Consider the following 19,143-nt stretch of genomic DNA (forward strand, 5'->3'; position numbering starts at 1 on the left):
TTTAGGTATATCTATGTGAGATGACTACACGGATGATTTCAAGCAACCTTTATTTAGTAGGTAGGCCAACCTGCTGAATCCCATTTCAAATCACTAATGAGAAGCTTTGGATTTCCGCCATCGGTGGCGTCATAGGCATGACGTGCAATCACGCTGTTGTTATAGACAGATTGTCCACCTGGTCCCCTCCAGCGGTCATTCCCCGCATCCAGTATGGTTCCACCACCGTCCATCAGACTTTTTCCGCTCTTGTCCACATACGGTCCGGTAATACTGGTAGAGCGACCATATATGATTTTGTAATTACTGTTTACGCCTTTGCAGCAGTTATCGATGGATGCAAACAGATAATAATAGCCATTGCGGTAAGTAACATGCGGTGCTTCCAAACCACCAGCCGTACGTTTAGCAATAGAATAAATCTGGCCCGTAGGCTTCATCGTATTTTTATCCAGGCGAGTCACTTTCAATCCCGAATTCCATGAACCGAAGGAAAGCCATGGGTTACCAGAAGCATCAATAACCAGATTCGGGTCAATCGCATTGTAATCGTCAGAATCCGTCGTCCGCAGCACTAATCCATCATCTCTCCAGCTTCCCGCACCAATGCTCGTTGCTGAAGTTAAGCCAATGGCCGAAGTGCGCGATCCGAATGTAGAAATGGAATAGTAAACCCAGACACGTCCATTGTACTTTTGAGCATCCGGTGCCCACACATCATTTGGAGTTTGTTTAGGAACATACGATTTCCACCATGGTAGTGGCGATAAGAAAATTTGCGGCAATCTGTAAAAATTGCGTCCGTCATCCGATCTTTGGACCTGTATCCCCTGCCCTGTGGAGAAAATATACCATGCATTGCCTTCCTTGGTGATGGACGGATCATGTACTGCCACATCGCCTGTTAACGCCCAATGCTCGGCTGATGTGGACGGTACCACGGACAGCAACAAAGCAGCCGAAGTTACGGCAGCAAACGCTGTTCGTGCGAATCTACCCCGTACTGATTTTTTCCATGCTTTCAACATTCTTTCGCACCTCCGGATTAGTATCTTATAATGAAAATCGGGTGATACGCCCATTACGTTAGTGTTTATACTTATGAAGTTACCCATATATTAACCTATCAACTTCAGTTTTGTAAACGCTTTATTTCAAATAAAAAGAAATTTATAAACTACGCATAACATTGCGCATATAAAAAAAAGAGCCCGTAGGCTCCTTGCTAGATTAGCATATTAAACAGATTCTCATTTTTGTTCAATTCCGTATAGTTAAGCCCTTTGCGATTCATCCGTTCAATTAAAGGAAAATAGTCTTCCTTGTGGAACAACTCTATGCCGACCAGTGCTGGTCCGTTTTCCTTATCATTCTTTTTCGTATACTCAAACCTAGTAATGTCATCGTCTGGTCCAAGCACTTCCTGAAGAAATTCACGCAGTGCCCCTGCTCTTTGCGGGAAATTCACCATAAAATAATGCTTTAGCCCTTCGTAAATCAGGGAGCGCTCCTTAATCTCCTGCATCCGATCAATGTCGTTATTGCCACCACTGACGATGCAGACCACTGTTTTGCCCTGAATCTGCTCACGATACAGATCAAGTGCTGCTACAGGCAGCGAGCCCGCAGGCTCCACAACAATCGCATTTTCATTATACAGCTCCAGAATCGCTGTACATGCCTTGCCTTCCGGTACCTTCACAATATCATCCAAGGTATGTTTACAAATGTCATACGTTAACTGCCCCACACGCTTCACCGCAGCTCCGTCAACGAACTTGTCGATTTTCTCCAGTGTAACGACCTTGTTCAAACGCATCGCTTCCGTCATCGATGCTGCGCCCAGGGGTTCTACGCCGATGACTTTGGTGGTCGGACTCACCGTTTTAACATACGTACCTACGCCTGCCGCCAAACCGCCGCCGCCAATCGTTACGAATACATAGTCCATAGGTGTATCCAGGCTTTCCATCACTTCCATGGCAATCGTACCATTGCCTGCAATAATTTTCGGCTGATCGAATGGATGGATGAAGGTCATTTCCTGCTCGCTGCATACCTTCATGGCCTCGTCATAAGCATCGTCAAACGTATCCCCAGTCAAAATGACCTCTACACTGTCTCCGCCAAAGCGACGTACCTGCTTCACCTTCTGATTAGGCGTTGTGCTCGGCATAAAAATTTTACCGTGGATGCCAAGCGCGTTACATGAAAAAGCCACGCCTTGTGCATGATTACCCGCACTCGCACACACAATCCCTTTTTCCATTTGCTCAGGAGTCAAGCTGCGAATCATGTTGTAAGCTCCACGGATTTTAAAGGACCGCACAACCTGGAGATCCTCTCGCTTCAGATACACATTACAGTTATATTTAGCCGATAGGACGGCATCCCTCTGTAAAGGTGTACGAACAATCACCTCACGCAGCATATGATGCGCTCGTACAATATCCTCCATGCCAACGGTTGATGCCGTGGTCGGTTCGGTTTTCTGGGTTTCTGTTGGTTCCATAGCTTCTCCACGCTCCGCCTATATTTCTGTATTTGAAATCTTTCAAACATCATACCACGTTTACCTATAGCTTGTGCAGTTGATAGCCATGAAAATGAGAATGAATATCACTGAATCCATAAAAAAACAGGTCGAGACAATGCCCGACCCGCCTTCACTGACTTTACACATTTTTTGTATTCAATCGACTCATTCAGCACCGTAATGGTTACCCTTTTACCCCGCCTGCCGTCATCCCTTCAATAAAGTAACGCTGGAAGAACAGAAACACGACGAGAATCGGCAAAATAGCCAGAACCGAACCGGCAATTAGGACATCATAGTTGTTGCCATATGGCGTCAGCAGACTGGACAGACCGATCGGTAGTGTCAGCATGTCGTTGGTACGCAGTACAATCATCGGCCACAGGAAGTTATTCCAGCTGTTCATAGCCTGTAAAATAGCCATTGCCGCAAAGGCAGGCGCCATCAGAGGCATCATAATCCGCACAAAAATACCATACTCCGAACAGCCGTCGACCCGTGCCGCATCCATAAAGTCCTTAGGTACTCCGCTCAAATATTGACGGAAGAAAAAGATCGGAATCGGTGCAACGACAAACGGTAAAATCACACCCCATACCGTATTGATCAGCTTCATGCCGATCATGAGTTTGTAGAGGGGCAGCATGATAATTTCTACCGGAATCATCATCACGACCAGCACCAGTGTAAAAATCACATTTTTTAGTCTAAAACGATACATCTCCAGACCGTACCCGACCATCGCGGACAATATCAGACATAACACTGTAAACAAGACGGTAATGACAAGGCTATTCCAGTACCATTGAAAATAATCCGTCGTCCCCTGAAAGATGAACGCATAGTTTTTCAAGGACATGATGGCCCACTCCAGCTTGAGATTCAAGCCGTAGCGCAGCAGCTCCGTTGATGGCTTGAACGAGGCCAGCGTCACGGCAAATAGCGGAAACAGGGCGAACCCGGCAAACAGGATGAACAGGACAACGAGAAATGCAGACAACGGGCCTTTTTGTTTCTGAGCCATCGCTTAATCCTCCTTCCGAAACATGCCAAAAAATTTGAGCTGGATCAGGTTCAGTACCAATGTAAATACGAGCAATACAATTCCCACCGCCGCTCCAAAGCCCATGCTGTTCTGTTCCAGACCCTGACGATAGAGATACCCAACAATCGTTAACCCAATATCGTTCGGGGAGTTATTTCCGTTCCACAGCATATAGCTCTCGGTGAACATGGACAACCCGGCATAAATACTAATCGTAAATACGTAAATCGTCACTGGTTTCAGCATAGGAATCGTAATCCGCCAAAATGATTCGAAACGACTGGCTCCATCAATCTGAGCTGCTTCATACAACTCGGGAGGAATATTCTGTAGCCCTGACATGTAGTACAGCATATTCACACCCAGCCATCTCCACAGGGCCAGCACGATCAACGCCAAAAATCCGGTGTTCGCATTCATCAGCCATTTGTAAGGCTCAAAACCGAATAGCCCCAACAGGGAGTTCATCAGCGAGCCATCTAATTCCCCGAACATGAGTCGGAAGATTGTTCCTGCCACCACTACTGAGGTCAGTGCGGGTATAAACATCACGGAGCGAAACAGCCCTCTACCTGGCATTTTAGGTGAATTCAGCAATACCGCCAGTACCAGCGGCAGAGGAATCAGCACGACCAGTGTAAGCAGCGTATATAGGACGCTATTCAATATCGCTTTTCCAAAGGTAGGATTCATTAAATCCTTATAATTTTCCAGGCCAACGTAAGTTGTGATCCCTGGTAGGACTTCCTGAAAGCTCATAATGACCGTCGAGATGACCGGATACGCAAAAAACAGTGCAAAGGACAGTAAAAATGGAAGGACAAATACATACGGTGCCGTACGACTGGAATGAATAAATCGGCTCCATCGACTTCTGGTCGGACGCTGAGGTTGTGGCGGCTGACCTGTCGTTACATTAGCGTTCGTATGAACGGGCGTTGCCATGAATCTCACTCCCTTTCCTGTTGGGGTCTATCTCAGTTCATCTGCCAGCTCATGCAGCACCGTAGCTGGATCTTCGCCACTCTGTAGTGTCCGGTAAAGTATTTTATTACGTACAGCACTGGCGATGTCAGGCGTTTTCGGTCCGATATGCACCGCATTGATCTCATCTTTGACTTCGATCAGCGTGTCAAAGATATTCGTTCCGAAATAATCCTTAAATTTATTTTTGGCTTTGGCTTCCGGCATGGTCCACACTTCACTGCGGATGGGATCAAAACCTAGCTGCTTCCAGATTTCCACATTCCCTTGCTTGGACAGCTTGGCAAAGGCTAGAAACCGCATCGCCAAATCCTGGTGTTTGGATTGGTTCGTAACTACCGTTCCGGTGCCGCCCATACCTGCTGAGCGATAGCCGCCTTTTTCCCACGCCGGCATCGGTCTAATGATGATCTTCCCTTTCAGGTCAGGCATGTAATCCGTAAAACGTCCCATGTACCACATCGGCATCCACACCGAAGCAGCCCCGCCCTTGTTCATAAACCCGTAGTATTCCTCCATATGATGTCCGCCGCCTGGTGCAGGAATAGCGATTTTGTCTTTTATCATCTGCTGGATAAACTCAAGTGTTTTAATATTGGTCTCATTATCCAGCGTCAACTCGCCCTTATCATCCAGAAAGTCCGAATTTTGCTGGGAGATCATCGGCCAGTAGCTCCACAGGTCATTCGTTTCCAAGGTTGCCATCGGCTTACCCGTTTTTGCCAGCACTTGCTTGCCAGCCGCAGCATAGTCTGCCCAGGTAACGATGGAATCCGGGTTTACTCCCGCCTGATCCATGATCTCTTTGTTGTAATACATCACTTCGGCTCCAACGTGAAAGTCAATGCCGTAATACTTACCGTCTTTGCCGTAAATCTGCACTCTGGAAGGCACAATGTTCTTGAGCTCAGGGTCTATCACCGGATTGAGCGGGACCAATTGCGGTATTCCTTTGAGGAAATTACCAATTTTGTTCACCTCGATATCCGCGATATCCGGCGCTCCAACCCCTGATTGCAACGCAATCGAAAGCTTGCTGTGGTGATTGTCATAAGGAAATGTATTCGCTTTCAAATTAATCAATTCATCAGGGTGCTGTTGGTTCCACTGGTCAGCCATTTGCAGAAAAAACTTCTCATGCAGTTCATTGAATGTCCACAATACAAGTTCTGTTCCCGGCCCATCCTTTTCATCGTTCTTGAAAGAACAGCCTTGCAGCAGTCCAGCCATCAAAACCACCACCATAAGCATCACAGCCATGCTTTTTCTTCGCAGCAGCATATCCTTCCCCCTTCGCATGATGAAATCCTAATTCGTAAATGATTGCGCTTTCTTTTATTATTTAACATCAATACAAATTAGTTTACAACAACATTATTCAAAAAAAATTCGATTTTGTGTAAAACAGACCTCAATGCATTATAGAGGGAAAATGAAATGAATGGGATTATGATCATTTCTGCATAAAAAAACGACCCGACTCCATTGAAACTCGGAGTCGGGCCGCATTATTTTAACTACTCTTGCGAATGTGCTGCTTCGTCTTTCACTTCTTCGCGAAATGATCTAATACTTTGTTTACGACGATTATTTTTTTCTTCGATTTGCTTACGCTCCTCATTGCTAATTTCAGAGGAGAATTCATTTAAGTATCCTTCGGCCTCATGAAGATTCTGCAATGTATTCTGAATATTTTGTTGCAAATGCTCCACATTATCTGCTCGATTATCCGGTTTTGCCATCGGTTTGACGCCTCCTAATCTTAGAATCGCTCACTAGAGCGCTAAACCGTAGCTTGATCGTTATCGAGTTGTTTTATACATTAAAATGCTTTCTAAACCACTGACCGGCCGCTTCGGCTTCCGTACGGGTCAATTGATGACCGTTGCGCTCCCAGTAGGCTTCTACCTGCGCCCCGGCCCCTTCCAGCAAAGCTTGCAGCTCACGCGATTCCGCAGCCGGAACAATCGGATCATTTTCACCGGAAGACAGAAATACAGGGACATCGTTCAAGTCTGGCAGTTGCAGCCCTCGCAATGGCACCATGGCATGATGGAGAATGGCTCCACGCAGCGCTTTGGCGTCATGAAAGAGCATACTGGCCGCTATGTTCGCTCCATTGGAATAGCCCAGAGCCACCACATTGTTACGATCAAACTCGTATTGCTCTGCTGCTGAATCCACAAATTCGCTTAGTTCTTTGGTACGAAATACGAGATCCTCAATGTCGAACACACCCTCTGCCAAACGGCGAAAGAAGCGTGGCATCCCATTTTCCAATACATTCCCTCTCACGCCGAGCACAGAAGCTCCCGGTGCTACCATATCAGCCAAGGGTAGCAAATCTTGTTCATTCCCGCCGGTACCATGCAATAGCAAAATAACCGGGGCTTGCGGATCATTTCCTTTACGAAAGACGTGTTTCATATCTATTCCCTCCCTCAATTAACTTTAAATTAAGAATCTTATTTTTTGTATAATTTGATTATAGCCCATTTCATTGCTTTATACAAACATAATTGACCTCGTTCATTTTTTATAAAATGATGTCTTGTTCCATTGACATGTAGTATAGCTGTATTTTATTATGGTGTTAGACATTTAGAATATTATCTAAATATCTAAAGGAGGAAATTTATTTTGAATGATGCCTTTAAAGCTTTGGCTGATCCGACCCGGCGCAAAATATTGCAGCTTTTGAAAGAGAAAAGCATGAGCGCGGGCGAAGTAGCTGAACATTTTCAAATTAGCAAACCCAGCATCTCCCACCATCTCAATATCCTGAAACAGGCTGGGCTGGTGCTGGATGAACGACAGGGACAAAACATTATCTACACCCTGCATACAACGGTTGTAGCGGATGTGATCGGTTGGATGTTTAGCATCGCCCACTCCGATACCCCTGCGAAGAAAAATGGAAAACCTATTAAGGATGCGGAGGAATCTGAATGAAATTGCGAACACCTTGGAGCTTGATGGATCTTTTGACAACTTTGATTGCCTTATCACCCGCCATAGGCGCTATATTGCTGTACGACCAACTTCCCAATGTTCTAGCCTCGCATTTTACCTTTAACAATACAGCAGACAGGTACATGAGCAAAAGTGGCGCTATGATCATGCTCGTGCTGTTGGGTCTAGTCCCGCTGGTCATTCGATTGGCACGCCACATGGACCCCAACAGAGCTAATTATGAGAAATTTTCAAAAGCCTATGAAGTTACGCGTGCAGGTGTTTCTGTGGTTCTCGCTGTAGCTGGATGGGGAATGCTGCTGTACAACCTGAATATACAAGTGCAAATGAATGCTATAATTTTAGGGTTAATCGGCCTGATGCTGATGGTAATGGGAAATTATATGACTCAGGTACAGCCGAACTATACCTTCGGTATCCGCACCCCGTGGACTCTGTCTAATCCTGAGGTATGGCGTAAAACGCATCGTTTCGGTGGGCCCATGATGATGCTCGGCGGTGCTTCAGCTTTGGTGGCGGCATGGATCGGTGGAATGGCGGGAATAGTCATTTTTCTAACCGTACTGATCATATCCGTTATCTCTCCTGTGCTCTATTCTTTCTTGTTGTATCGTAAGCTAAACAAATAATTAGACAAAGCTATATTTGAACCTAAAAAAGGAACCTCCCAAACCGCGGTAAACGTAGGATGGGAGGTTCTTTGTACAAGTGAATATTTATTTAAAACAACAGTTTATCGGGATGGGTGCCTACACGTTCATCCAGATGAAGACCATTGATTCGGTCAATATCCTCAGCCGTCAGTTCAAAATCGAACAAATCGGCATTTTCGCGAATACGATGTGCGGTTACCGATTTGGGAATCGTCACAATCCCCCGATCCAGATGCCAACGCAAAATAACCTGAGAAGTCGTTTTGCCGTATTTGGCAGCAATCTCAACGATATCCGCCTGCTCGGTTAATTTCCCCTTCATCAATGGACTCCACGACTCAAGTTGAATCTGGTGCTCCCGGCAGTATTGATGCAGCTCTTGCTGTGTCAGACGCGGGTGAAGCTCCACCTGATTGATGACAGGCACAGTGTTGCTGTCTTTAAGGAGGTCTTCGAGATGGTGGATTTGGAAGTTGCTCACTCCAATTGCGCGTACGCTTCCTTCTTCATACAGCCGCTCGAACGCCTTCCAAGTTTCCTTGTACTTGTCCTTGCCAGGCCAATGAATGAGATACAGATCAATAATGTCCAGGCCCAGCCGTTTGCGGCTTTCCTCGAAGGCACGCAGTGTTGAATCGTAGCCCTGATCTTGATTCCAAAGCTTAGTGGTCACAAACAGATTTTCTCTGGCCGCTCCACTGTCACGAATGGCTTGTCCGACCAGTTCCTCATTGCCGTAGATCGCCGCCGTATCAATGTGACGGTAACCGACCTCAATGGCTGTTTTGACTGCTTCGTAGACCTCATTACCTTCCGCCTTGTACGTACCAAAACCAAGCCAAGGCATCTGAACTCCGTTATTTAGTAAAGCTGTATCCGCAATGTTCCCCATGTCTATCTCCTCCTATTCTTAGTTATAAATTATCCCAGCAGGATGATTACAGTTTAGTCGCATCCTGAAAAGCATTCACTTCAAGCGGAGCAGCCAACAGTTCTTTCGCTGCAGCAACAAATGCCTGGAAATGGGCAGACTTGTTATGGAAATCTACAGCAGCAGCATCCTTCCACTCTTCCACCATTGTAAATGCGTTGGGATCATTCAAATCCTGCATTAATGTATAGCGTACATTGCCCTCTTCAGCTTGTGAAGCACTGATCAATCCTTGAGTTTGTTGCAGAAATGTTTCTCTTTTTTCAGGTAAAACTTTCATATCAGCATGAATAATAATCACAATATTTTCCTCCTCACATTATGTAACTATTTCTATTATAGACCATTCTTTCGATAGATTAAAAGTGCGGTCGTTTCTCGAATACAGTAAAATGAATGGTATTGAGGAGTTGATCAGCTGATCTACTGCTCCTATATTTTGTTTAATGGCGGTGAAGGCATGTGCGTTTTCAGACAAAATTAATGGTTTTCATATCCCTTTTAGTGCTGGTCGTTACCGGACTGTTGGGATTATCCTTGCGCTTTATGATTACCTCCGCCTTGTATGAAGAGATTGGGAAAAGGGCGCTGACCGTGGCCAATACGCTTGCGGTAGATGCACAGGTCAGGGATGCTCTAGAACAAACCGATACAACGCAATTACGTGCGCAGATCAACGAGGCAGTGAAGCCCGTCCAAGCCAGTAGCGGCGCTGATTTTATTACGATTGCAGACCGTCATCTCATTCGTCAATGGCATGTTAACCCGGAGCGAATCGGACAGCCTATGATGGACCCACTAAATAATAAGGTGCTGCAAGGGCAGCCCTCTATAACACAGTCTACCGGCTCTCTCGGACCGTCTCTGCGAGCTAAAACCGCAGTCTATGATGAACAAGGTCGAGCCATCGGGCTTGTTTCTGTAGGTTTCTTGATGACAGATGTCGTGCAAAATATTCGTACATACACATATACATGGTTGTGGTTCATGGTAGGTGCATTGATGATCGGCATCGTAGGAAGTCTGGTCATAGCACGACGGGTACGGCACGAACTGCATGAGCTGGAACCCGTGGAGATTGGACGTTTGTATCAGGAAAAGCAAGCCATTCTCGAATCCATAGGCGAAGGGATTATCGCGGTTAATAGCAATGGGCAAGTCACACTTGCCAATCCACAAGCCGTCCGTTTGCTGGGCCTCCCCCCGGAAACTAGCCTCTATGGATACGAGCTTCGTCACTTGGCAGATACCGCAGATCAACTGGTAGATATACTTGCTGCAGATATTATCGAGGAAGATCCAAGTAAGAAGCCCGATCAGGAACAGGACGTATTCAATAAGGAAATTGAGATTCAAGAACGAATCGTAGTCGTCAGCCGTGTGCCGATCAAGGATCGATTCGGACGAATGCTGGGCACCGTTGCCAGTCTGCGCGACAAAACAGAGCTGCTTCGCATGACACGGCAGTTGACGGAGGTCAAAGATTATGCGGATGTGCTGCGATCACAAACACACGAATATACCAATCGGCTGTATCTCATATCCGGGCTGATTCAGTTGGAGTGTTATGACGAAGCAGTGAATTTTATTACTCAGGAATCGGAGGATTATCGTATGCATCGTTCCGTTTCCTCTTCTCTTTCAGCCGATTCAATCATAGCCAGCCTGCTGATCAGCAAGAAAAAACAGGCGTTGGAACAAGGGGTTGTACTCCATTCGTATATTAAAGGAGTATTTTCAACTCCGTCTGCTACGTTGGAGTGGTCGCTCCTTGCTACCATTGCCGGAAACCTGCTGGATAATGCCATGGAAGCTGTTATGATAGGCCCCAAACCTGACAGACAAGTCTGGTTCCGGCTTGAAGAAATAACTGAAGCGATCATCGTCGAAGTTGCGGATAATGGTTCAGGTATTTCGGAAGATATCCAGGAAAAACTGTTCGTTAAGGGTGCATCAACCAAAGCAGAGGCCGGACACGGATATGGCCTTGCTCTCGTGCAGGAGTACACCGAACGAATGCGTGGCTCCATAAAAATACAGGAACGGCCTGGTGGGGGTAGCATTTTTGAAGTATACGTTCCTTTAAATAGGACAGACACGAGAAGCAATAATGCAACAGGAGGTTACGTCCATGAATGAGCAGGTATTATCGGACATTGAGGTTCTTATTATTGAAGATGATCCGCGAATTGCGGAGATTAACCGGCGATTTATTGAAAAGGTGGACGGGTTCACTGTATGTGCTATAGCAACGAACGAATTTGAGGCAAAGCTTCAACTGGATGTATTGCGGCCATCTTTAGCCATACTGGATGTTTATTTTCCCGATACGAATGGTCTAACCCTGCTATCGTTCATCAAACAGCACTATCCGGGGACAGATGTCATTATGCTGACCGCCGCCAAGGAAGCTGAAACGGTGGTACAAGCAGTACGCGCAGGCGTATTTGATTTTATCGTAAAGCCGCTCGTATTCGAGAGACTGCGTGCGACCTTAGAGGAATATGCCCGTTTTCGGCGCCAAGTCACAACATGGCAAGCGGAACAATCCACCGTGGAGCAATCGGAAATTGACCGTCTGCTTCAAAGCGCGGGTACCGGTCGTATGGCGAGTAACGGAGCCGGAGAACTATGGGCCAAAGGGATTGATAAAGTAACCTGCGAAAAGGTACTTGATCTTCTGAATCGACGAGGTGAGGTAACTACGGGGACTGTGGGAATTGAGCTAGGCATGAGCCGATCTACAGCCAGAAGGTATCTGGAGTATTTAGTGGAAAGCGGCGACGCTCATCACGATCAGGTGTACGGAACCGTCGGCAGACCGGAGCGTATCTATCGCAGACGGCAGGAAAATGCATAATCCCCGAATTTTGCTGCCAGGTCTGTTCCGCGCTCCTCGTTGCTTGTGACTTTTATGAACTTAATTCATTTAATAGTCTAAAATGGTTTAAATGATCACATTATTTACGTCCCTCTTCCCGATTGCTAGAATGGTCAACAGTTAGTTAATTGATAATGATTATCAGTTTCTATAGCAAGTATATTGGGAACGGGGGACAACATATGGCAACACCGAAACAGACATTACGCACAGGCATGCTGCTTGCGGTGATTCTGGTACTACTGACCGTCATAATGGCGGGATGTGGCGGCCAGTCACAAAATAATAACGCAGCAACTCCTCAAGCCACAGGCGACACTCGAATCATTAAACATGAGATGGGAGAAACCAAAGTTACAGGTAAGCCCAAAAGAATCGTAACGCTGGAGTTCTCTTTTGTCGATGCCACTACTCAACTGGGCATCACACCTGTTGGCATTGCTCAGGAAAATGATGATGATATCGATGGACTGCTTGGCAAAAAAATCGACTTCACACCTGTGGGTACACGCAAACAGCCGAACCTGGAAACGATCAGCTCCTTGAAGCCTGATTTGATTATTGCTGATCTGAACCGTCATAAAAGCATATATAAAGAACTAAGCGAAATTGCTCCGACCATTGTTCTAAAGAGCCGCAATTCCTCCTATGAACAAAATCTGGCATCCTTCAGCGTTATTGCTGATGCGTTGGGTGAGAAGGAAAAAGGCGAGCAAATTCTCGCTGCACATAAGGCTACCATGGCCAAGCTGAAAGAAGGCATTCAAGCTGGTGAGTCCCGCAGCGTATTGCTTGGGGTGTTCCGTTCTGATTCACTATCGGCTCACGGCGCTTCATCTTTTGATGGACAACTGCTGGAGCAAGCAGGTATCCACAACGCCCTTCAAAATACAAGCGAGCCCACAGTCAAGCTGACACTGGAGCAAATTGCACAAGCTGATCCAGATGTGATCTTCTTGGTGGAAGCCGATGAGAAGCTGCTTGCGGAATGGAAGCAAAATCCGTTATGGCAAAACATTACGGCCGTGAAAAAAGGGGAAATTTACGAAGTAAACCGGGCACTGTGGACTCGGTACCGTGGACTCGGCTCTGCCGAGAAAATACTGGAGCAGGCGATTTCGCTTCTGTATCCCGCGCACAATAAAGGAGACGGCTCCCGTTGATCGGACAAGCCTTACGCGACCGGCTAAATAAGCCGGTCTTCTTTGCACTTCTATTCGCGTTGCTAGCTGGACTGCTGCTGAGCGTAGCGATTGGCCCAGTCAGGATGGATATCCCCACCATGCTGACTGCACTGTTCACCGAGCATCCGTCCAAGGATCAGCTCATTATCTTGACGATACGCCTGCCACGTGCCGTCATTGGCCTGATCGTCGGCGCCGGGCTTGCCGTGGCCGGAGCGCTGATGCAGGCCATCACACGCAACCCGCTGGCTTCGCCGCAGGTGTTTGGGGTCAGCTCAGGCGCTTCGCTGGCTGTCGTCCTGTCGGTCGTGCTGCTGCCGAATATCGGGTCGTCCGGCAGCATTTATTTTGCTTTTGCCGGAGCGATCGCAGGCGGTTCCTTCGTATACGCGTTGGCCGGAACGGCAGGCATGACGCCAGTCAAGCTGGCCCTTGCAGGGATGGCTGTACACCTGCTGCTGGCCTCTGTCACTCAGGGACTGCTCGTGTTCAATGAGCAAATATCTGATGTCTTGTATTGGCTAGCCGGAGCCATCGACGGGTCCACTTGGGCCGACACGCGGCTGGTGCTGCCATGGTTCGCCGTGGGTATGATCCTTGCACTGGCGCTGGCCCCCTCGCTATCTGTGCTTAGCCTCGGTACAGAAGTCGCACAGGGTCTGGGGCAAAATGTACGTCTTGTCCGCTTACTAGCCTCAGTCTCAGTCATTCTGCTCGCAGGCTCTGCTGTAGCGGTAGCCGGGTCCATCGGCTTTGTGGGCTTGATGGTGCCAAATATCATCAAAGTGTTTACAGGCGACAATTACAAACGGGTTATCCCCTTGTCTGCAATCTGCGGAGCTCTGCTGCTGACATATGCAGACGTGCTTGGGCGCTTTATTGCCTTCCCTTATGAATCGCCTGTTGGTATTGTAACTGCGCTGGTTGGCGCGCCCTTCTTTTTATATCTGGCTCACAAGAACGGGAGGGCTTCACGATGAAAAAGCTGTGGATTTTACTCGTGCTTATGCTGGGTGTTTCTTTTATTGCTATTGGCGTGGGCAGCACCTACATTGCACCCTCTGAGCTGATCATGGCGCTGACTGATCGGAATGCCTCTTCCTGGTTCATCGTTCATCATTATCGGCTGCCTCGTGGCCTGCTGGCCGTTATGGCTGGTGCTGGCCTTGCAGTAGCCGGCGTGCTGCTGCAAGGCATGATCCGCAACCCACTGGCTTCGCCAGATGTAGTGGGTGTGTCCAAGGGAGCCGGCTTTGCGGCGGTTCTCGTCATCGTGCTGCTCCCCTCATCCCCCGTGGCGCTGCTGCCGCTCGCTGCCTTTATCGGTGCCGGATTAGCTGCACTACTGCTTGTACAGCTTTCGATGAGGGGAGGCATGCGTCCTAACATGCTGGCCTTAACCGGGCTGGCGGTGGGTGCTATTTTTCAGGCTGCAACCGATTATATTCTGGTCAAATATCCACTCGAAGCCAGTGATACGCTGACCTGGCTAGCTGGAAGTCTGTGGGGCAAAGGCTGGGATGAAGTATACGGGCTTTTGCCGTGGTTAATTGTATTGCTGCCGCTCGCTTATACGCTACAGCTCAAGCTGGATATTATGAGTCTGGATGAGGAAAGCTCTGCTGGCTTGGGCCTTAGCGTGAAGCGTATGCGCACAGGATTGCTGGCCGTATCCGTGGCCTTAGCTGCTGCCTGTGTCGCTGCCATCGGCTCCATCGGCTTTATAGGACTGCTGGCTCCACATCTGGCTCGGCGGTTGTTCGGCAATCGCCATCGCTATTTACTGCCTGGCGCGGCCATGATCGGTGCCTTGATTCTCGTCCTTGCCGATGCGCTCGGACGAGGACTGAAGCCGCCGCTCGAAATTCCCGCTGGCATCGTGACAGCCGTGATTGGCGCGCCCTATTTCCTGTATCTCTTGCTGCGGGAGCGCAAGCAAAAAAGCAGCGGATAAAGGACAAGCTCTCCAATCCAGCTAAATGCTGCACTATACCGTAGCGTTTAGCTGGATTACCTCCCATCTGTACACCGAACCGCTGATTCATTTCTTTTCTAAACGATTCATCCTACAGCAACTTTTATATGCCACATTTCACACACAAGTTTATTTTCCCGCTTTATAATCGGAGTTTTGTTTCAGTCGAAACTAAAGTACAGAAGATTCATTATATACCATATTTTTATATTTCATAAAAAAGGAGAGCCCTCCTGTACACTTAGTCAGGCTGACTCTCCTCACCCATCAACACTTACGCTGGATAGGGTACTTCTGTTCCATTCAAAATGAGGTGCATCCGAATTTCCGCTTTTAAGGAGTCCGATACAGCACAATATTTTTCCTTACCCATCTGAATCGCTTTCCATACACGGTAATCCGGAATATTTCCATCTACGTGGAACGTCAGATCAATCGCTGTAAAACCCGTTGGCATTTGTTCCTTGCGTGTACCTTCTGCATCAATATCAATCCGTTGAATGTCTGACAAAAAACGATCCAAAATCATCGTAATATCGATACCGATACATCCCGCCAGACCCGCCAGCAGCAGTTCCATCGGTGTCATTCCTTTACCATCACCGCCATAAGCTGCCGTAGCGTCCATCCCTACGGAATAACCGGATGGTCCTTCCGAAGTAAACGCGCGTTTGCCGTGCCAAGTTGTAGATACTTTCATGTTCAATTGCCTTCTTTCCATCTTCGTAATCTATAATTTATTCTCGATCTAACTTAAAACTCGCTAATTTGACGCAGAAATTTTTGTGTCCTCTCATGCTGGGGAGCATCAAAAAACGCCTGTGGCGCAGCTTCCTCCACAATGATTCCGTCTGCCATAAATACAACCTTGTCCGCCACCTCGCGGGCAAATTTCATTTCATGAGTCACGACGACCATCGTCATTCCGTCTTGAGCCAGCTCCCGCATAACCCCCAGCACTTCACCCACAAGTTCGGGATCAAGCGCTGAAGTCGGCTCATCGAACAGCATAATCGCCGGGTCCATCGCCAGTGCACGTGCAATAGCTACGCGTTGCTGCTGTCCACCGGATAGACGAGTTGGATGTACATCCTGCTTATCCAATAATCCCACCCGCTTCAGTAGCTGTTGTCCGATAGACATAGCCTTGTCACGTGGCATTTTCTTTACTGTCAGCAGTCCTTCAATGACATTGCCGATTGCTGTTTTGTGCGGATACAGATTAAATTGCTGGAACACCATTCCCGTCTGCTTGCGAATACCACGAATGGCTGCTTGACGGACACGTGGGGAAGCCGTAGCATCAACCTCAATCCCGTTCACCTCAAACTTGCCGGAAGACAGCTCTTCCAGTCCGTTCAGGCAACGCAGCAGGGTACTTTTACCAGATCCGCTGGGACCAAGCAATACGACGATTTCACGAGCGGCAACCTGCAAATCTATGCTTTTCAGAACCTCTACCTGTCCGAATCGTTTGCCTAATCCGTTTGTTGTTATCATCATCTATCATCTCCACCTTAGTAAGCTCGAGCCAGACGCTTTTCCACCCGCTCCAGTATAGCGGAGAATCCAATGCTCATAATCCAGTACATCAAGGCAATTTCGAGCAAAAACGGCATGTAGCGCAAATACTGCGCCTGTAAAAGCTGTGCCTGTCGCATCAATTCACTGACCCCGATAACCGACACAAGCGACGTTTCTTTTAGCATACCCACGAACGTGTTCCCCATAGGTGCAATTGCAATGCGTAATGCCTGAGGAAGAATGATACGCCACATCGTTTGACCAGGCGACATTCCCGTAGCATAAGCGGCCTCAGTCTGTCCCTTCGGTACGGCTAAAATAGCTCCACGGAACGTCTCCGATAAGTACGCCCCTGTATTAATACTAAGTGCAAGACAAGCAGCCGTCAGCGATCCGAATGATATTCCGTAATCATCCAATCCATAATAAATGACTGCAATCTGCACCAAAACCGGCGTTCCCCGGATGAGCGATACATACATACGGGCCAGCCAACGAATAGGTCGATTGCCTTTCAGTCGGGCTACAGCAACAACCAGACCGATGATTAGACCAAAAAGCATAGAAACAATCGTTATATACAGCGTATAATAAGCACCCTTCAATAAAAAGGGGACGTTCTCCCACATTAATTCAAGCATCGGTTATATTCCCTTCTTTCAGACGAGTGGCCCCATGTCAGCATAAAAGCCAAGACTGGAGCCAGACGTCTGTAACAAGCTTACGTTATTCTTTTGGCTCCTCGCCAAACCATTTTTTGAAAATGGTTTTGTAAGTGCCGTCTGCCTTCATTTCCTTCAGAGCCTTGTTCAAGGCTTCCTTGAGCTCAGGAGTATTCTGGTTAATAGCTACAGCCGCTTGATCTGATTTAACCGGTTCACCTACGGCTTTAATTTGGAACCCGTTTTTGTCGATGATGGGCTTGAGAGCATACAGATTGTTAATGGTTGCATCAATACGACCAGAGTTCAGATCCTTCAATGAAGTAATGACATCATCATAGGTTTTGATCTCAAAATCGCCTACCTTCGGCAACACCTCGTTGCGCAGGTAAGATTCATCATTCGTCCCCAGGCCGACACCAATCGTTTTGCCTTTAAAATCTTCCAGCTTCGTAATGTCATTTGTTTTGCTGTTCACGATAATATTCACATTATTGGTGATATAGGGATCTGTGAAGTCAATGGCCTTCTTACGATCCCCTGTAATCGCCACCTGGCTAACCACTGCATCGAATTTTTTCTTTTGCAAACTTGGAATCAGTCCCGAAAATTCTTGGGCCGTGAACTCCGCTTTTACTCCAATTCGTTTCGCCAATTCTTTGGCAATATCTACATCAAACCCGTCCAATTCCTTGTTGTCGTTCAAAAAATTGTACGGCGGATAAGTCCCCATCATCCCAACCTTCATTACACCGGCCTTCTTGATGGCCTCTAGCTGATTGGCGGCTGCCTCATTACTGCTGCCTGCTCCATTGCTAGTATTAGAAGCTTCTGGCTTTGTCCCACAAGCGCTCAGCACAAGGCTGAACAATGCCAGAGCCATGAGTGTGGTCACCAAGAACCCTTTTTTACGTGTTTTCATATGTCGTTCTCTCCTGTCTAGATGTAAATGTTTAAGTATATATGTGTAATTTGGCTATATTATTTGTTACCAACTACTCATTCATGCGATGCGATGTTGACCGTCTACTAGCTTTGGCCTAGTAGTCCGTAAAATTCAAAATTAGCAGCCTCTTCTGCCAATCTTGTAGCCGATACCTGCTTGATGTGGTCATGTGTTCCCTCTGAACCGAATAGCCAGCGTATAATGACACCTTCAATCATGCTCATAAGTAGGGCTGCCCTTAATTCGACATCTAATTCGGCAGGCAGCATGTTCAGCTCAATCGCTCGCTCCATATTGCGCCGGAATGCAAGCTCCATCGCAGTTCTGGTCTCACGGATGCTCTGCCGCACGGGTTCATCGACACCACTGCCGATTAGCAGCAAACCCATCAGATAACGGTTCTCCAAGGCAAAATGAAATAGCCGAACAAACAGTGCTTCTGATGCCTTAACCATATCAGCCAGCGTTCCCGCATCACGGCGATACCCCTGCCCGATCGCTGACAGCAGTTGTTCACGACCTGTTGCGATAATCTCCAGCGCCAAGGCTTCTTTACTTTTAAAATGCCAATAAAATGTGCCTTGAGCTACTCCTGCCTCCACCACGATATCTGAAATCTTCGTTTGGTGGTAACCCTGCTCGGCGAACCGCTTTAACGCAATGTGAAGTAGCTGTGTTCTGCGGTCTGTTTCTTCTCCACCGTGATCAACAGGTGGTTCATTCGAAGGGGTTTTGGGTTGTTTCGCCTTGCGTGGCTGCATCGGTTTCCTCCTCCCGATTGATCAGTCAGTCAGTTTTGTATTTTTAATCCTATAGGATAAGTATACTTTTGTCAAACGAAAAAGAGAA

General features: G+C 47.4%; 21 protein-coding genes. 7 read left to right on the forward strand and 14 right to left on the reverse strand.

The genetic code is table 11. From position 1 onward, the window contains the following. Positions 1–53 precede the first annotated feature (53 nt). The 7 genes from ACQQ6X_RS12630 to ACQQ6X_RS12660 all read right to left on the reverse strand — a co-directional run bounded on the left by ACQQ6X_RS12630 (position 54) and on the right by ACQQ6X_RS12660 (position 6,992). Positions 54–1,028 carry a glycoside hydrolase family 43 protein gene (locus ACQQ6X_RS12630; protein ID WP_142611444.1) on the reverse strand — a complete coding sequence of 325 codons (975 nt, stop codon included), beginning with the start codon at positions 1,026–1,028 and terminating at the stop codon, positions 54–56. Between the two features lie 197 nt (positions 1,029–1,225). Continuing rightward, on the reverse strand, positions 1,226–2,512 hold the full coding sequence (gene ilvA / locus ACQQ6X_RS12635; protein ID WP_305165603.1) for a threonine ammonia-lyase IlvA: 1,287 nt from the start codon (positions 2,510–2,512) through the stop codon (positions 1,226–1,228). A gap of 208 nt (positions 2,513–2,720) precedes the next feature. Further along, entirely contained in the window at positions 2,721–3,560 is an 840-nt protein-coding gene (locus tag ACQQ6X_RS12640; protein ID WP_013369500.1) for a carbohydrate ABC transporter permease, read from the reverse strand. A 3-nt stretch (positions 3,561–3,563) separates the two neighbouring features. After that, entirely contained in the window at positions 3,564–4,526 is a 963-nt protein-coding gene (locus ACQQ6X_RS12645; protein ID WP_305165604.1) for a carbohydrate ABC transporter permease, read from the reverse strand. Positions 4,527–4,553: 27 nt separating this feature from the next. Next, positions 4,554–5,846 carry an ABC transporter substrate-binding protein gene (locus ACQQ6X_RS12650; protein WP_305165605.1) on the reverse strand — a complete coding sequence of 431 codons (1,293 nt, stop codon included), beginning with the start codon at positions 5,844–5,846 and terminating at the stop codon, positions 4,554–4,556. 236 nt (positions 5,847–6,082) lie between these two features. After that, a complete protein-coding gene (gene tlp / locus ACQQ6X_RS12655; RefSeq protein WP_013369497.1) occupies positions 6,083–6,307 on the reverse strand; it encodes a small acid-soluble spore protein Tlp in 225 nt (74 codons plus the stop codon). Between the two features lie 73 nt (positions 6,308–6,380). Further along, positions 6,381–6,992 carry an alpha/beta hydrolase gene (locus ACQQ6X_RS12660; RefSeq protein ID WP_305165606.1) on the reverse strand — a complete coding sequence of 204 codons (612 nt, stop codon included), beginning with the start codon at positions 6,990–6,992 and terminating at the stop codon, positions 6,381–6,383. Positions 6,993–7,205: 213 nt separating this feature from the next. Here ACQQ6X_RS12660 and ACQQ6X_RS12665 point away from each other — a divergent pair, with 213 nt between their 5' ends. Beyond that, positions 7,206–7,517 carry an autorepressor SdpR family transcription factor gene (locus ACQQ6X_RS12665; RefSeq protein WP_305165607.1) on the forward strand — a complete coding sequence of 104 codons (312 nt, stop codon included), beginning with the start codon at positions 7,206–7,208 and terminating at the stop codon, positions 7,515–7,517. Then, positions 7,514–8,167, forward strand: a complete 654-nt coding sequence (locus tag ACQQ6X_RS12670) for an SdpI family protein (protein ID WP_305165608.1) — start codon at positions 7,514–7,516, stop codon at positions 8,165–8,167. The genes ACQQ6X_RS12665 and ACQQ6X_RS12670 overlap by 4 nt, the downstream gene beginning before the upstream one ends. A 91-nt stretch (positions 8,168–8,258) precedes the next feature. On the opposite strand, the gene ACQQ6X_RS12675 is transcribed toward ACQQ6X_RS12670, so the two are convergent. Next, positions 8,259–9,083, reverse strand: a complete 825-nt coding sequence (locus ACQQ6X_RS12675) for an aldo/keto reductase (RefSeq protein ID WP_142611436.1) — start codon at positions 9,081–9,083, stop codon at positions 8,259–8,261. A gap of 46 nt (positions 9,084–9,129) precedes the next feature. Continuing rightward, positions 9,130–9,423, reverse strand: a complete 294-nt coding sequence (locus ACQQ6X_RS12680; RefSeq protein ID WP_017426184.1) for a putative quinol monooxygenase — start codon at positions 9,421–9,423, stop codon at positions 9,130–9,132. A 182-nt stretch (positions 9,424–9,605) separates the two neighbouring features. On the opposite strand from ACQQ6X_RS12680, the gene ACQQ6X_RS12685 reads away from it, so the two are divergent. From ACQQ6X_RS12685 to ACQQ6X_RS12705, 5 genes are all read left to right on the forward strand, one after another. Further along, positions 9,606–11,261: a sensor histidine kinase gene (locus tag ACQQ6X_RS12685; RefSeq protein ID WP_326403071.1), complete on the forward strand. Its 1,656-nt coding sequence runs from the start codon at positions 9,606–9,608 to the stop codon at positions 11,259–11,261. After that, positions 11,254–11,982: a response regulator gene (locus tag ACQQ6X_RS12690; protein ID WP_305165610.1), complete on the forward strand. Its 729-nt coding sequence runs from the start codon at positions 11,254–11,256 to the stop codon at positions 11,980–11,982. Before ACQQ6X_RS12685 ends, ACQQ6X_RS12690 begins: the two co-directional genes overlap by 8 nt. A gap of 203 nt (positions 11,983–12,185) precedes the next feature. Further along, positions 12,186–13,166 (forward strand): ABC transporter substrate-binding protein, encoded by a 981-nt coding sequence (locus ACQQ6X_RS12695; RefSeq protein WP_305165611.1) that lies wholly within the window; start codon positions 12,186–12,188, stop codon positions 13,164–13,166. Further along, entirely contained in the window at positions 13,163–14,167 is a 1,005-nt protein-coding gene (locus tag ACQQ6X_RS12700) for a FecCD family ABC transporter permease (protein ID WP_305165612.1), read from the forward strand. The genes ACQQ6X_RS12695 and ACQQ6X_RS12700 overlap by 4 nt, the downstream gene beginning before the upstream one ends. Beyond that, positions 14,164–15,141 (forward strand): FecCD family ABC transporter permease, encoded by a 978-nt coding sequence (locus ACQQ6X_RS12705; RefSeq protein WP_305165613.1) that lies wholly within the window; start codon positions 14,164–14,166, stop codon positions 15,139–15,141. Before ACQQ6X_RS12700 ends, ACQQ6X_RS12705 begins: the two co-directional genes overlap by 4 nt. A gap of 295 nt (positions 15,142–15,436) precedes the next feature. Here ACQQ6X_RS12705 and ACQQ6X_RS12710 read toward each other — a convergent pair whose 3' ends face one another. The 5 genes from ACQQ6X_RS12710 to ACQQ6X_RS12730 all read right to left on the reverse strand — a co-directional run bounded on the left by ACQQ6X_RS12710 (position 15,437) and on the right by ACQQ6X_RS12730 (position 19,055). Continuing rightward, complete coding sequence (locus ACQQ6X_RS12710; protein ID WP_305165614.1) at positions 15,437–15,862, reverse strand: OsmC family protein; 426 nt, start codon at positions 15,860–15,862, stop codon at positions 15,437–15,439. A gap of 53 nt (positions 15,863–15,915) precedes the next feature. Beyond that, positions 15,916–16,665 (reverse strand): amino acid ABC transporter ATP-binding protein, encoded by a 750-nt coding sequence (locus tag ACQQ6X_RS12715; protein WP_305165615.1) that lies wholly within the window; start codon positions 16,663–16,665, stop codon positions 15,916–15,918. A gap of 14 nt (positions 16,666–16,679) precedes the next feature. Further along, positions 16,680–17,327 (reverse strand): amino acid ABC transporter permease, encoded by a 648-nt coding sequence (locus ACQQ6X_RS12720; protein WP_305165616.1) that lies wholly within the window; start codon positions 17,325–17,327, stop codon positions 16,680–16,682. Positions 17,328–17,412: 85 nt separating this feature from the next. Then, on the reverse strand, positions 17,413–18,270 hold the full coding sequence (locus ACQQ6X_RS12725) for a transporter substrate-binding domain-containing protein (RefSeq protein ID WP_305165617.1): 858 nt from the start codon (positions 18,268–18,270) through the stop codon (positions 17,413–17,415). A 107-nt stretch (positions 18,271–18,377) separates the two neighbouring features. Continuing rightward, on the reverse strand, positions 18,378–19,055 hold the full coding sequence (locus ACQQ6X_RS12730; protein WP_305165618.1) for a TetR/AcrR family transcriptional regulator: 678 nt from the start codon (positions 19,053–19,055) through the stop codon (positions 18,378–18,380). Between the last annotated feature and the right edge of the window lie 88 nt (positions 19,056–19,143).

The organism is Paenibacillus ottowii, from assembly GCF_050516475.1.
GTDB lineage: Bacteria > Bacillota > Bacilli > Paenibacillales > Paenibacillaceae > Paenibacillus > Paenibacillus ottowii.

Coding starts and splice junctions, on each gene's coding strand:
- ACQQ6X_RS12690 (WP_305165610.1), top strand. CDS start 11,254: ATGAATGAGCAGGTATTATCGGACATTGAGGTTCTTATTATTGAAGAT.
- ACQQ6X_RS12705 (WP_305165613.1), top strand. CDS start 14,164: ATGAAAAAGCTGTGGATTTTACTCGTGCTTATGCTGGGTGTTTCTTTT.
- ACQQ6X_RS12695 (WP_305165611.1), top strand. CDS start 12,186: ATGGCAACACCGAAACAGACATTACGCACAGGCATGCTGCTTGCGGTG.
- ACQQ6X_RS12630 (WP_142611444.1), bottom strand. CDS start 1,028: ATGTTGAAAGCATGGAAAAAATCAGTACGGGGTAGATTCGCACGAACA.
- ACQQ6X_RS12730 (WP_305165618.1), bottom strand. CDS start 19,055: ATGCAGCCACGCAAGGCGAAACAACCCAAAACCCCTTCGAATGAACCA.
- ACQQ6X_RS12685 (WP_326403071.1), top strand. CDS start 9,606: ATGGTTTTCATATCCCTTTTAGTGCTGGTCGTTACCGGACTGTTGGGA.
- ACQQ6X_RS12710 (WP_305165614.1), bottom strand. CDS start 15,862: ATGAAAGTATCTACAACTTGGCACGGCAAACGCGCGTTTACTTCGGAA.
- ACQQ6X_RS12640 (WP_013369500.1), bottom strand. CDS start 3,560: ATGGCTCAGAAACAAAAAGGCCCGTTGTCTGCATTTCTCGTTGTCCTG.
- ilvA (WP_305165603.1), bottom strand. CDS start 2,512: ATGGAACCAACAGAAACCCAGAAAACCGAACCGACCACGGCATCAACC.
- tlp (WP_013369497.1), bottom strand. CDS start 6,307: ATGGCAAAACCGGATAATCGAGCAGATAATGTGGAGCATTTGCAACAA.
- ACQQ6X_RS12720 (WP_305165616.1), bottom strand. CDS start 17,327: ATGCTTGAATTAATGTGGGAGAACGTCCCCTTTTTATTGAAGGGTGCT.
- ACQQ6X_RS12675 (WP_142611436.1), bottom strand. CDS start 9,083: ATGGGGAACATTGCGGATACAGCTTTACTAAATAACGGAGTTCAGATG.
- ACQQ6X_RS12650 (WP_305165605.1), bottom strand. CDS start 5,846: ATGCTGCTGCGAAGAAAAAGCATGGCTGTGATGCTTATGGTGGTGGTT.
- ACQQ6X_RS12715 (WP_305165615.1), bottom strand. CDS start 16,665: ATGATGATAACAACAAACGGATTAGGCAAACGATTCGGACAGGTAGAG.
- ACQQ6X_RS12660 (WP_305165606.1), bottom strand. CDS start 6,992: ATGAAACACGTCTTTCGTAAAGGAAATGATCCGCAAGCCCCGGTTATT.
- ACQQ6X_RS12670 (WP_305165608.1), top strand. CDS start 7,514: ATGAAATTGCGAACACCTTGGAGCTTGATGGATCTTTTGACAACTTTG.
- ACQQ6X_RS12725 (WP_305165617.1), bottom strand. CDS start 18,270: ATGAAAACACGTAAAAAAGGGTTCTTGGTGACCACACTCATGGCTCTG.
- ACQQ6X_RS12645 (WP_305165604.1), bottom strand. CDS start 4,526: ATGGCAACGCCCGTTCATACGAACGCTAATGTAACGACAGGTCAGCCG.